The sequence below is a fragment of the Treponema vincentii genome (assembly GCF_010365865.1).
In the GTDB taxonomy this organism is placed as follows: Bacteria; Spirochaetota; Spirochaetia; order Treponematales; family Treponemataceae; genus Treponema.
The window spans coordinates 1315501-1330206 of record NZ_CP048020.1 but is presented as its reverse complement, the minus strand read 5'-3'; the positions used below and the strand labels follow the sequence as shown (position 1 = coordinate 1330206).

At 46.1% G+C, this 14706-nt stretch carries 7 protein-coding genes; all 7 read right to left on the bottom strand.

Annotated features, from left to right (window positions below; genetic code table 11):
• Positions 1–302 precede the first annotated feature (302 nt).
• Entirely contained in the window at positions 303–3926 is a 3624-nt protein-coding gene (locus GWP43_RS06220) for a right-handed parallel beta-helix repeat-containing protein (RefSeq protein ID WP_162663439.1), read from the bottom strand.
• 350 nt (positions 3927–4276) lie between these two features.
• A complete protein-coding gene (locus GWP43_RS06215; protein ID WP_162663438.1) occupies positions 4277–7579 on the bottom strand; it encodes an LPS-assembly protein LptD in 3303 nt (1100 codons plus the stop codon).
• Between the two features lie 21 nt (positions 7580–7600).
• Positions 7601–10483, bottom strand: coding sequence for an excinuclease ABC subunit UvrA (uvrA, locus tag GWP43_RS06210; protein WP_162663437.1), 2883 nt, complete (start codon positions 10481–10483; stop codon positions 7601–7603).
• Between the two features lie 20 nt (positions 10484–10503).
• Complete coding sequence (gpmA, locus tag GWP43_RS06205) at positions 10504–11247, bottom strand: 2,3-diphosphoglycerate-dependent phosphoglycerate mutase (RefSeq protein WP_162663436.1); 744 nt, start codon at positions 11245–11247, stop codon at positions 10504–10506.
• Positions 11248–11270: 23 nt separating this feature from the next.
• On the bottom strand, positions 11271–12842 hold the full coding sequence (locus GWP43_RS06200; protein WP_162663435.1) for a 1,4-alpha-glucan branching protein domain-containing protein: 1572 nt from the start codon (positions 12840–12842) through the stop codon (positions 11271–11273).
• 87 nt (positions 12843–12929) lie between these two features.
• Positions 12930–13574, bottom strand: a complete 645-nt coding sequence (locus tag GWP43_RS06195) for a DUF4912 domain-containing protein (RefSeq protein ID WP_230978107.1) — start codon at positions 13572–13574, stop codon at positions 12930–12932.
• A gap of 143 nt (positions 13575–13717) precedes the next feature.
• Complete coding sequence (locus GWP43_RS06190) at positions 13718–14677, bottom strand: LacI family DNA-binding transcriptional regulator (protein WP_162663433.1); 960 nt, start codon at positions 14675–14677, stop codon at positions 13718–13720.
• Between the last annotated feature and the right edge of the window lie 29 nt (positions 14678–14706).

Below are 14706 nucleotides of genomic sequence, written 5' to 3'. Positions count from 1 at the left end.
CCGACGAGTTTAAACTTAAGCCTTTATACAATAATGACTTAAGTTTAAACGTCGCAAATTAAATCTAAGGAAAACCTCTAAAAACTGAGGTTTTTAGAGGTTCCCCATAGTTCCCTTGAAATCTTAATTAAAAATTATCCATCTCCCCTTGCCGTAGGAATCCGCCACGGATGACGGAAAAGTGTTAAGTAATCAATGTTTTGGTAAGCGTAAGCCTGCCAAAACTCGTGTTGAAAACTGTACTTAGGAAGTATGCGCAAAGTCCGCAATGCGGACTTTGCGCCGTTGTCAAATCCCCCCCCTTAGCTTGGCTCCTTGTGCGGATTTTTTGTACTGTTGTGAAAATAGTAGAGACCGCCGTTTCTATCGGCAACTGCCCTTATGCCGCTAACTGTCTGATTAGCGCCTCCGTTATCCTTTATGTCGCCGCCGTACCAGTAAAAGTCGTGCTCAAGTTGCACCGCCTTGCAGTTTCTCTCTGATTGATTCCCGGTAATTGTTCCGCCTCTCATCTCAAAATTGCCCTGTGTGCATACGCCGCCGCCATGGCCGGTATATTCGATGTAGGAATAGACGCTGCTCACGGTGGCTTTGTTGTTTTTAATCGTTCCGCCTTTCATTATAAAATTGCCGTATATATACTGAGGGCCGTCCGCGCTCACGTATACGCCGCCGCCATTGCCGGCTTCGTTGTCGGAAATCGTTCCGCCAGTCATCGTAAAACTTCTGTCGGGACATATATACACGCCGCCGCCCTTGCCGTCATCGTATGCAGTGCCGTCGCCTTTATTGCGGGCTTTGTTGCCGGTAATTGTTCCGCCTGACATGGTAAGATTTCCGTCTACAAACACAGTACCTCTTCCGGTATTTTTAAAGCCGGTAATTGTTACGCCGTCTTTGATTTCCGCGTTGCCGTCCTTTTCTACACAGAGCGCGTAGTGGTCCTTATCGCCGTAGTCGGCGCCTTGCAGTTTTATCTTACCTTCTAATATTAACGTCGCATCTCTTTGTACCTGCAAGTGTTTATAGTGGTCATGCCCATTGTTAGGACATGTTAAGGTTACGTCTCTATCTGCCTTGAGCATAATCTTTTTATGACCCGGTATTTCAACCGTTTGAAGGTCGTCGATATTCCCCAGCTTTATAATAAAGGGCGTATTGTTGGGTCTACTACTAATTACTTCCTGCAACAGTGAAGAATTCTCGACTTCTGCTTTCAAGTTACCGTTGTCAGCAATATACCAAAATACATTCCAGTCCTCCGATTCCACCGTAACTTTCTGCGGCGGTACAATGAACTTACCCGTTTCATTTTTAAGAGTTACGCCTGAACCGCCCCTAAGTACTGGCACATTCTCCTTGTACTCTTCCGGCGTAATGCGTGCAGCTGGGTTGTTTGACAAGGTTCCGTCAACGGTTATCGCCTGTCCGGTCTTCAAGTACACATCGTTTTTACCTGGCGTATATTGATCAGATCCGGTAGATGGGGTAACGATTGCGGATCCGCTCATCTTAAAGGTTCCGTCCTGTACATAAACGCCGCCTCCTGTGGTCGCCGTGTTGTCCTTAATCTGTACGCCGTTGTTAAGCGTTACGATGCTGCTGCCTCCGGTGATATAGATGCCGCCTCCTGTGGTCGCCGTGTTGCCCGTAATTGTGCAGCCATCCATGGTAACCTTTGCGCCCCCCTCGACCAGCAGGCCGCCAGCCCTCACCTTTCCATCGTTGCTCTTAAGGGTACAGCTTTGCATGGTGACGGTTCCCCCGTTGACATACACCCCGCCGCAGCCGTTTGACGCGTCGCCGTGTGTCGATTTATTACCCTCAAAGGTACAGCCGTTCATGGTAACGGTTGACTTGTTTGCACGCACACCGCCGCCCCTCGCGGCCTTGTTGTCCTTAACCGTTACGTTGTCTTTAAGCGTCAATTCACAGCCATCGTTGATATAGATGCCACCGCCGAAGCCAGAGTTGATGGTCACCGTGTTGCCGTTGATGGAACCGCCGCTGATTGTTACGTGCGCAGCATTATCGCCGCGTTTTGTTGCATACACTGCGCCACCATTCTTGTTCGCCGTGTTGTCCGTAAGGGTGCAGCCTGTTATTTTGACACTTGCACCATGTACGTAAATTGCACCTCCGTCGCCGGGTCCATCGGATCCCTCAGCCTTACCATTTTTAAGCGTCAGGTTTTCCAGCGTGAGCGTTTTGCCGCTTTCCACCTTGAAAATGCGGTGCTTCGGTTTGCTGCCGGTGCTTTTGTTTGCGTCGATCACAGCGGATGATGCGCCGTTCGCCCTTTTAATCGTCAGGTTTTTGTTGATAACGATTTCGCCGTTGTTGCCGGCATCGCTCGTCGCCTTTATTTCGCCGTCTATGGTAAGGGTAGCGTTATCGGGTGCACTTTTAACTGCACGCGCAAGGTCTTTCCACGTTGCCGGATTCTTTAAGGTCGACTGGTAAAATTTCACCGTTACGGTTTTATCTGCGGTTACATTTGAAAGCGTATAGGCGCCGTTCGTTCCGTTTACTTCGTCATTGTTCTTTTTCCAGCCGGCAACGTTCCAGTTTGTATCGGACTTCGCGGTAAAGGTTACCGAATTCCCGTGCGCAACCGAAACGGTACCGCTCGTCTTTTGCCCACTTGATCCGGTTTCAATTGTTCCTCCCGCTACTTCGTCTACGATTTCTACGCGGTAGGTTACCGTGTGAGCCTTCACAACCTTATAATAAATCGTTTTTACCGGCGTTGCAGCAAAGCCTGTGCCGTCCGTGTAATACTCCAGCTTGTACTGCTTTTCATTGCCGCCGTTTAACGGAAGCGGTACGGTAACGGGATTGCCGTCGTATGGAATAGATGTGCCGGTATCAGTACGCGTACAGTGTACCGTCGTATTTGCCGTTGCGGAAGCTATACGTATTTCTGCTTTATCACCATCGGTACCGATAATGATCGGATCAGTGTCGCTGCTTCCGCTTCCGCTTCCAGGAATCTTTTCTCCCTTCGTGATGCGGACAATTTCTGCTTCCGGTTTATTCGGTTTTGTACTTGCGTTCACTATGTCAGAAGCTAAGCCTTTTTCGTCTATAAGTTTAATCGTATAGTCTTTTTTTGCAGCGCCGGATTCAACCTTAACATCGGTTTTATAGTACAGTACCCAGCTGCTATCGGTGGGAATAGCATCGTTAGGCTGGTTGCTCAGCTTTTCTACATCGGAATGTGTAATAAAGACCGGACCTTCCGGTTTTGTAAACTTATGCTGCCCCTCGTCTACCGAGAAGGTATAGGGTGTTCCGTTAACCTCAATACAGGCAAGGTCTTTATGCAAAAGCCCCCCCCCTGCTGTCTTATCCATATCCGGTACCGTGATGCACAGCACGTAATAAGCGGTCGTCCCCGTCGTTTTTGCAACGGCATAGCCCGGCTTCGGAGGTGGGGTATTCACTTTAAGAGGAATGGTAAAGGTTTGTTTAAACGGCGGCCGTCCGTCATTGGCATACAGGGTGATGGTAGACGAGATATCTTTTTCGCCCCATTCGGCGTTTTCTAAAAAAGATTTTTTATATACAAGCTTCAAGGTATCCGCCGAACGCTGTATCAGCTCATAATCGGTACCGGCTACGGGTTTTGTCCCTGCAAAATGAGCGAACTCGACAATCTTTCTTGTTTCGGACGCGGACGGTATAACAAACCGGAACGACTTGGGGTTCTGTACTTTCAGCGTAATGGTAACCTTATCCGCAGAAGCGACACTTGGGATACTGCTTCCATCATTATAGGTTTTCTTGTCTATAGTCGAGCTTTGTATAAAGGCCTCGGAAGACCAACGACTCAAATAGTCGTCTATATCTGCGGTAAACTGCTTACATGTTGCAAACAAAAGAGTAAACAGTATTCCGGTTAAAACGATAAAAGCTTTACGCATAGAATGGCTCCCTATTATTATAGATAGAAATGGATACAAAAGAAATTAAGGTATAATAGCAAAAATCTTCTATAAAAAAATGTTTTTAACTCAAAAAGAACCTTAGTTGCTTAAAAAGAACCATGGTTACTCTATCGGGTATGACTTTGTTCGTGCGGAGAGCTTAATACCCTCCGCTTTAGCGGATTACACATTACCCATTACACATTGAATATAGGAGGTATCGTTCATAATTCCTTTGAAGATCTACTAATTTATGGTATATTCTTTCCAGCGTACATCCTTGTACGCTGGAAAGAGCCAGTTTCGGCTTTGGCCGAAACATCGCTACTGAGTTTTTAGAAGATGCTCTATTGTAGTTCGCCACGCTCGACAGAGAATTTTCCTTCTTTCTTTTTTGCCTCAACTTTTATATCGCCGATAGGATTCCATTCCACCGCAAAAGTGATGGTCGGACTAAATTCATAATATTTACGGGAACCTTCATTCTTTAACTGAGGTTTGATTTCACAATTGAGTTTTAATTTCCAATCCTTGAGGTAGTGGGTAAAACCGATATCCAGTGATTGCAGTTTAAATCCCGAGGCTTCCCGTTTCGATCTGTTCCAAAAATTAAAAGACTGAGCCAAATCGGTAAGTATATTAGTATTACCGGGAATAACAACCGGCAAATTGAGCGCTTTTTGAAAATATCGTGCAATGACATCATTCCTGCTTGATGAACCGAAAGAAAAATCCCAAAATTCATGGATATTAAAAATAATCTTAGGAGCAAACGTAAAATAGCTGTCAGTAATACGGACTAAATTAAACTGTAAAGTTGACGACAATCCAAGCTGTATTTTGATACGGTTTTTCCATGCATAAATAGTAAACGGATTGGAAGTGTTGGAAAACGAAAAACCCAAGGCAAAGGGGATAAACCGTTTTTCCGTACCATCCAATACCCATCCGCTTCCCGGTACGAGCTTTTGTGGTACTTCTCTGCTTTGGGTATAAAAGGCGGAAATATATTTCCACCCAAAGGTGATATGCAGCCGCTCGTTGCTCTTATCTTGGATATTATAGATATAGGTTTGGGCAATCCGTATATCATAAGGAAGCACCCATGTTAAGTCTGCCTTGAAAGGCTCCCAAGCCCATTTTTTTGCTGAATGCTCTTTTTCGGACAACTTTGTAGAGGCCGCAAATGTGCCATAAGGAAACGACACATTAAGCGACGTAGTATAGGCTTGCAAGAGGGGCGGCAAATTCATAGAAAAAGTAATTTTTTGCGTATATTTTTCTGCGAGTATAACGCCGAATACTGCTGTCCCCGTATGCGCAGTAATAAAATCTTTATTCCACTTTACTCTCTGTGTTTCCCATTTAGGATTACTATAAGTACCGATAAATGTATTTTTTGCTAAAATTTCTGTGATATTCCAGCTGAATGACACAGGTTTAAATAAATCAGTGTACACGAATGGATTGACGGTTACTGAGTTTTCGTTCTTTAATGTGTACACGTTTGCTTTAAAGTTGTTTAGTTCTAAAATCGGCTTTTTACTCACATCCCGTGTCCATGGATGACGCTGATAATTTCCCGAAATGACAAGGTTACTCGAGAGAGAAATAAGATTTTGCGAATAGGATAGTGAACCTTTTAAACCTGCACTCCCCTTCAATTGGTAATATCGCGATTCATAGTCTTTCCATCTTATATCTTCAGGATTATTCCACTGCGAAGAAGCAAAGGTTGTTTCCTGTAATGCAGAAAAATCACCTGAATAACTAAGCGAATATGCAATACTATGATCGAACTCTTTGTCATACACCGGTTTAAATAGAGGAATAAAAGTATCAAAAAAATCCCGTTTTGAATTGGCGGTTTTAGTTTCCGATTCGCTATCCGACGGTGCTTTATCCTGCGTGATAAACGGATGTACAATGCCTTCCACATCAGGAATTTTTTTTACCGGTGTTCGATTAAACATAGTATTGGATAGGAGAGTTCCCGCAATTGAAATTTTTCCTTCCGGTTTAAAAAGCGAAGGATAAAAGAAATCCCTCTGCGGAGCATACAACTCTTCAGCAGTGACTGATTGCTTAGTTTTTGAAGAAAAATCAACGGTCAAAGATGCGGTATCCAGATTAAATGAAGAGATCCATGGACTGATTTTCCTAAATGATGGCCGTATTGATCCGTCTATCTTCCAAGAATAAGAGCTTTCACGTCCGATACTATCGGCGCCTTTTGCTAATTTTTCTTTATTCAAAAGATAATTAAACCAATTCATATCCTCCGATCGGTCAAAAAAATCTTTCTTGAAATAAGGGTCGGAAATAAGGGGCACACTTATCGAAAGTTGAAACGGCGCCTGTGAAATTCCAAAATTAATATGCGCTCTGTATCGAAACGGCAGCTGCATTCCCAGAAAAAAACCTTTATTGTAGTGCCTTTTTCCATGTGTATCATAAGTAGTATGTGAGATACCGCCGGTACCGATTCTATTCAGAGGAAAAAGTGTCCGAGACATTCCGAAAAAAACTGAAAAATCGAGCTGTCTAATCGGTGTGTTTTTAGGAATTGTCTTTCCTTCTATGCCGACTAAACCGCCGAGTTGTGAATAGGTATCTGCAATTAATTTAATATATGCAGAACTTATATCGGTTTCATCTTCTTCCATGTTTTTAAAAAACAAACCGATTCGTTCTTGTTTTTTAAGCCGATCACTTTTCATAAAATTAGAAAAAGAACCGGATTTTTTGGAATCGGTATCAAGCGGTTTACGCCCAAGAAGATATGTTGTTGTTTGAAGAAAATATCCCTCACGGTTTCGAAAGCCGAATACGGGATGGAAAAGCATTTCATCGGCAGGATGATAAAAAAACGGTAGATACAATATCGGCACAATTCCAATGGAGAAATAACCGTTAGCAAATGCCAGTTCATTACCCGGTAACATCCAAATCCGACTTGCACGGATAGACCACAACGGTTCTTCGTCCGGATCGGGGTTGGTACTTAGCACGGCATCTTTAAATCCGATTACACCGCTCGAATCACGACCAACCGTTGCCGACTGAATTGTAAAAGGGGATTGCCCTTGTTTCCGAGGTGCCTGTTTGATCGTACCGTCAAGGAATATACCTTCCATCTCGTCGATATTGAATAGCAGTAATTCGCCGATGAATTCTTCCGCCCCATCGGAACCGCCGCTCTTTCTACTGTAGTGAACATTCCCTTCCGCCTCAATGGTATTTTCGGAGCGATTATACACTAATTTATCCGATTCGATTGTTGAAACGGTAGAGCCGTCTTTTACCGAAAGAGAAACACCGCCGGTAAACACAATAATGTCGTCTTTTTTTTCCTCAACGGCTTTTTGCGCCTCTTCGGTTGTTACCGATGTCTGAGTGTCGGAGATATTTTCCGTACCGGCGGTTTGTTCTGTCGGAGATTCTGTTTTATCTTCACTGCTATTTGTATCTTTTTTCTTATCGGTTTTATCCGGTTTGGTACTGTATTGCGCCTTATTCTCTTTTTTGAATACCTCCATCACGCGCACTGAATTGATGGTAATAACTTTCGGCTCTTTCGCAATCTGCGCAGAGGGAGAAGAGAGAATGAATAAAAAAAGGCAAAAAACGGAAACAAGCGGCTTTTTCATTATACGGCTGTCTATAAAAACCTATGAGCTTTTTTGCCGCTGTCGGTCAAGCATCTCTTTAATGTAAAATCCCGTGTAGGAATTTTTCACTTCGGCAACTTCTTCCGGCGTGCCTTCCGCAATAACGGTACCGCCGCGGGAACCTCCTTCAGGGCCGAGGTCAATAATGTGGTCGGCTTGCAGGATGACGTCGAGGTTGTGCTCGATCATAAGGGCGGTATTCCCCTGATCCACCAGCCGTTGAATAACCTCCATCAGCTGTTTGACATCTGCAAAATGCAGTCCCGTTGTCGGCTCGTCCAAAATATAGAGCGTTTTCCCCGTCGAACGCTTGGAAAGCTCGTGCGCCAGTTTAACCCGCTGCGCTTCGCCGCCCGACAAGGTAAGCGCCGATTGCCCGAGGCGGATATAGCCGAGCCCTACCGAAAGGAGGGTTTGCATTTTGCGGGCAATTTGCGGCACGGGAGCAAAGAACTCGGCGGCTTCTTCGATGGTCATCTCGAGCACGTCGGAGATGTTCTTCCCCTTATACCGGACATCGAGCGTTTCTTTGTTAAACCGTTTGCCGCGGCACACATCGCAGGTGATATACACGTCGGGTAAAAAGTTCATTTCGATTGCGATTGCGCCGTCACCCTGACAGTGCTCGCAGCGGCCGCCCCGCACATTAAACGAAAAACGTCCCGGCTTATAGCCCCGCGCTTTGGCTTCCGGCAAGTTTGCAAACAGGTCGCGAATCGCGGTAAACACCTCTACATAGGTCGCAGGGTTCGAGCGGGGCGTTCTGCCGATCGGGCTTTGGTCGATATTGATGACCTTATCGATATGCTCAAGCCCTTTTATCTTTTTGTATGCGCCCTCCGGCAGACCGCTGCGCATCAGCGCATTGGATACGGCGGGGTACAGTACATCCGAAAGGAGCGTGGACTTTCCCGAACCGGAAACGCCGGTGATGCAGGTAAAGGCTCCGAGCGGGATGGAAACCGAAACATTCTTTAAATTATGCTCGGTTACTCCCTGTAAGGTTAAAAAGGAGCCGTTTCCTTTCCGCCGTTCTGCGGGGAGTTCCATGCAGAGGGTTCCCGCAAGGTACTGACCGGTAAGGCTTTCCTTTACCTGCATCACCTCATCGGGAGTCCCCGCCGCTACGACAGCGCCGCCGTGCACCCCTGCGCCTGGACCTAGGTCTACGATGTAGTCGGCGACGCGGAGGGTTTGCTCGTCGTGTTCTACTACGATGAGCGTATTGCCGAGGTTGCGCAGGTACAGCAGTGTGTCGATCAGCCGCTGATTATCCCGCTGGTGCAATCCGATGGACGGTTCGTCAAGGATGTACAGCACTCCGATTAAGCTGGAGCCGATTTGGGTTGCAAGCCGTATCCGCTGCGATTCTCCGCCGGACAGCGTCGCTGCCTTCCGTTCAAGGGTGATGTAGTCAAGCCCCACGTTTTTCATAAACTGGAGGCGGGAGGTTATCTCTTTTAGAATTTGATGCGCGATGGTTTTTTCCGTAGCGGTCAGCTTGAGCCTTTCCAAAAACGTAATTGAATCGCCGACGGAAAGGCTGCTTAACTCGTAAATATTTTTACCGCCGACGGTAACGGCTAAGGCTTCCGGTTTTAAACGCTTACCGCCGCAGTGCTCGCACGTCGTAACCGCCATGTATTTTTCATAGGATTCCCGCTGCGCTGCCGAATACGCTTCGTTATACCGGCGCTGCATGTCAGCATAGATGCCGAGCCACGGACGGCGGTACTTCGACTTACCCGACCCGTCCTGCCGTTCGTACACAAATTCAATCGGTTCAAGGCCGGAGCCGTCCATAATGATCTTTAGCTCTTTTTTTGATAGTTCCTTTACCGGCGTGTCGAGCGAAAAGCCGAAGCGGCGGGCAAGCGCTTCAAAACGGGCGCGGTTCCATGCGGAATCGGGATTATAGGGCAAGAACGCCCCCTCGTTAAAGGAAAGCGAGGTGTCCGGCACTATCAGCTTAAAGTCGAAATGCTGTTTAAGCCCCAATCCGGTACATTCGGGGCAAGCGCCGTAAGGGTTATTAAACGAAAAAAGGCGCGGCTGCAAATCTGGCATCGAAATACCGCAGTCGGGACAGGCATTTTTTTGCGAAAAGAACACTTCCGTTATCGGATCATCCGCAGTCTTTTGCCGCAACGCTATTAGCGTCCCACCGGAACTTTCCAATGCAGTTTCCACCGACTCCGAAAGGCGTTTGCGGGCATCGGCGGACAGCTGAATACGGTCTACGATAATCTCTATAGTGTGTTTCTTTTGTTTATCGAGCTTAACGCCGTCTTCCAAATTAACCGTCAGTCCGTCGATGCGCGCACGGAGAAAACCCGCCTTTTGGGCGTCTTCGATAATCTTCTGGTGTTCGCCCTTTTTGCCCTTGATAATCGGCGCGAGGATTTGAACACGGGTACGGTCTTCCCAGCTCATAATCGCATCGATAATTTGATCGACTGTTTGCTCCTGAATTTCTTTCCCGCACTGCGGACAATGCGGATGCCCCGTTCGGGCATACAGGAGGCGGTAGTAGTCGTAAATTTCCGTTACCGTGCCGACCGTCGAGCGCGGATTACGGTGCGTAGTCTTTTGTTCTATGGAAATAGCCGGAGACAAGCCTTCGATATAATCGACATCGGGCTTATCCATCCGGTCTAAGAACTGCCGCGCATACGCCGAAAGGGATTCCACATACCGCCGCTGCCCCTCGGCAAAGATGGTATCAAAGGCAAGGGAGCTTTTTCCCGAACCGGAAAGCCCCGACACCACAATGAGCTTGTCGCGGGGCAGCTCCACATCGATGTTTTTGAGATTGTGCTCGCGCGCACCTTTAACGATGAGTTTATTCACGTGTGCGCTGTTTTGTGTTTCATTTTCTTGCATGATAAAGATTAAATTAACGTTTACTTCGCCTTGCCTTGGTTCGCAACGGCGTTGATCTTGGCATTGATTTTTTCCTGATCTCCCAAATAGGCCTTGCTCACCACATTAAAATTAACATCAAATTCATAGACGAGGGGAACGCCCGTCGGCAGATTTACCTGCACAATCTCCTCGTCGCTCAAATGTTCAAAGTATTTAATGAGCGCCCGCAGCGAATTACCGTGCGCGGCAATCAATACGCGCTTACCTGCCAGCATATCCTTTTTAATGACCGATTCAAAATACGGAACAGCTCGTGCAATGGTATCTTTCAAGCTTTCGGTACGGGGCAACTCCGCCTTATCGACACCACGGTATGCGGTTTGGAGATACGGGCAGCGTGCATCGTCTTCCGAAAGAACAGGCGGCGCAATATCGAAGGAACGGCGCCAAATTTTTACCTGCGCCTCCCCGTATTTTTCAGCCGTTTCAGCCTTGTTCAATCCTTGCAGATCGCCGTAATGCCGTTCGTTCAGTTTCCATGTTTTAACGACAGGGAGCCAATTGCGGTCAAGCTCATCCAATACGAATTGCAGCGTATGGATTGCTCGCTTTAAGTATGAGGTATAGCAGATATCAAAGTCAAAACCGGCTGCGGCAAGCGCCTTTCCGCCTTCCTTCGCTTCCTCTACGCCCTTGTCCGATAATTCCACATCAGTCCAACCGGTAAACAGGTTCAACTTGTTCCATTCACTTTCGCCATGCCGTATAAGCACTAATTTCATTTTCTACCTCCATAAAAACTTTCCTATGATATGAAAAAACGATAATTCATATCCGAAAATATCGGATATTCTTTTTCTCTCTTAATCAACCGGTCGGTACCGATCGAGCCCGAACCGAGCGAATCATATACATCGGTAAAGGCGGCAAGATGCTCCTCACACTCCGCGGCGGCATAGTCGGCGGAGATTTGGGCATCCGCCATCAGCGGCCAATCGGTCGACTGCGCAAGTAGCAGTTCTCTCGCTGCCATATTCAGCATCCGCTCTTTAAGGCCTTGATCGTTCCGGAAACGTCCTGCGAGGTCGATCATCCGTTCGGTCGCCTTTTGAATACGAGGAAACATCCAATCGTTAGAGCTGTTAATCAGTTCATCAGCATACCCGCTCGGCAGGTTGGAAGCATAAAAAGGATTAATACTCTGTATCCGCCGCACTTTTTTAAGGTATTCGGTCGGTAATGCGCACTGCATATCACGCCGCTGCGCAACTTTGCAAAACACTGCTTCCAGCCATCGCATTCCTTCCATCCACGTTTTGCCGAGAAACCTGAGCGGCAATACGGAAACCGAGCACAGCGGATCGGTATCGGTACCGAGCAATTCCATAGCTTCCGTTAATACCGCATTACGGTTTGCAATAAACCGTTCGGCATCCTTTTCCGCTTGCAGTACGCCTGCCGCTGCGTTATATTCGCCGCCACCTCGCCGGTGATAGCAAAATCCCGTTGCACGCCGCCCTTTTTTCACATCGAACAGAGGTGAAAGCGCTTGTTCATCAAATTCGAAGCCGACGTCTTTATCGGTATCGAGGTAATCGGGGTGCAGATAAAACCCTGTTTCGGGATTGGTAACATCAGCACACGCTGTACTGTCTTTCCCTAAGAACGCCAAACCGCTTTCGCCTATGGCGGCGGAAAAGACACCATTTACCGGCGGTCGATCGGCAAATAAGAAACTCTGACCTTCCAATACGGTATAATCGATACCATAAGACTTGATAATGCTGTCTAATCCCGTATCATATCCCATTGACGGAAGCCAAAACCCTGCAGGCACCGCCTCAAAATCCTCCCGAAAACTACTGAGGCCTTGTTCAATCTGTGCGGTAAGCGCTTCCGGCATATCCTGATAAAACGGGAAAAAGCATGGTGTTGCCGATGTCGCAAGCAGTTCAATGCATCCCTTGGCAACAAAGAAATTTATTCCGCTCAAAATATCTTTTTTATAACGGGTATGAAAATCTTCTCGATTAAGCGTTAAAAATTCAAGGTACATCCTGACAATATCTTCACGGGCAGTTCCGGATGTCCGCTTTAATTCCTGTTGTGCAAATGTTATATGCCGATCCAAATACACACCGTACCGCTCTTGCCACAAGGAAGATTTTAGCATTTCACACAAAAGCGGAGAAATTACCAGCGCGCATTTAAACGAAACGGCATCGGAATCCAAACGTCTGCACATTCGTAAGAACGGCAAAAGACCGTATGACAGCATCTCATACAACTGTGCCGCTTCGAGCGGTTCGTTCTCATCCGATTGGCGGATATATGGTACGTGAGCATGAAAAATTAAAAGTAATGTCTTTTTAATCATCGAGTACCTCGAATATACTGTTCTCCGAACATAGGGCTGCGTAGGATTATCCAAAAACTTCAGTTTTGGAATAGTTTCCTTGCTTTTCTATCTAAAAGCCTGCCGGTAATGCCGAAAGTGGGACTTTTTTAAAGAGGTCAATCCTGATAAACCGATTATCTTATTCACTGCATTTTGCGAAATGCAAAGCCGTTGCGGAATATTCTTTCGCCGCATACCGACAACATTCGATTGCGACAATATTTGCTCACGACCGTTCGTAAAATGAGCCATTAAGTCGATACGGTGCAAGTATTCATCAAAAGAAACATGCACATAGCGCCTGCGGTCTTCCTTTGGTACCTGTATATCAAAAAAGTCTGAAGATTTTAAAGGGTTTTCAAGGTCGAGAGAATGCACGCGAAGTGAAAAAAAAGAAAAATCTTTTGCTTCCGTCAATTCGGTAAAAAGACGTTTATGAAAATCCCAAAAGACAAAAAACCACAGCGGATTCTTTAAGACAACCCTTATCTCGGTCATGTTATAGCCGTATGCTGCTTCTTGAGGTCGTGTTGATGCCAAAATAGGGTCAACACTATCATCATCATTCGCGAAACCGTCATCAAGATCAAGTAATTCACTGATCAAAAGGTACCGAGTCAAATCGGATGACAAAAACAACCCATATCGGTCGGCCAGCGCAAAAAGAGCATCCGTAGACAGCGTCTGCAAATAGGATCTGGTAAATTTCACCGCACTCCCACTCTCCATTGCGGCATCATCTAAAATATTCATCGTTATGTCAAGACTCAAGTCTTTTGAAAATATACGGCGCAGAGCATTGGAGTACAAGTGCTCAATATTTTGCTCAGCAGCATTAAATGACGAGATGTGCCCTATATATTTTCTTTGATTTTTATAATTGTAGACGTTATATAATCCTGCGGGGTGCATTTTTTTTCGGCCATTAAATACGAGAACAATTTTGAAACAGCCATATATCCTTGCTGTTCAGGTTCCTGGCAAATGGTAAAATCAATAAATCCGTCTTTCACCAAACGCTTTGTTGCCGGAATATCGTCAAATGATAAAATAGAGGGCTTTTTTCTGTTTCCCGAATCTTTATGCCATCGATCGACTGCCTTACAGACCCCTTCAACCCCAGCGGCGGCAATAAATATGCAGTTTGTTTCCGGATATTTTTCCAATGCGCTCATTGTCGTTTCGTATGCATACGTATCGTCATCAAGTGATTCAAAGGTACTTAAAACCGTATAAGAAGATTTTCTTTCAATTAAACCTTGGATAAAGCCTTGAATGCGTTCATTATGACCGCGAATATGAAAAGAGCCGGTAACTATTAAAATGTTCAATTCGCTCTTTGTTAACAACGACAATAAACCGGCGGCGGTGTTTCCTCCGTTTGTATAATCAGGTCCCACATAGCATAGACGATCGGTATCAGGAATATCGGTATTGACACTGATAACCGGTATTCCTTTTTCGATAAGCCTTTGTACGGTATATTGAACTTCGGGGATATCCATAGTGGCAATACATACGCCTGAAAGATTCATGGAAGCTAATTTTTCAATCGTATGGATATGAGTAGCGATATCAAAGCCTTTTATATGTTCTATGTGAAGGGACACTCCGAAATCGCTTAATTCTTTTTCCGCACGGTGAAAACCGGCAATAATACCGTCAAAAAAAGGATTTCCCACATCGGGAAGTAAACAGCCGAATTTTATCGGCTGTTTACGGGCGGCAAGAATTTTTCCTGCCATATTCGGTGCAAATCCCAGTTCATCGGCAATGAGGCGGACTCTTTGCGCCACTTCGGGATTTACTCCCATACGTTTATGCAGTACACGGTCCGCCGCGA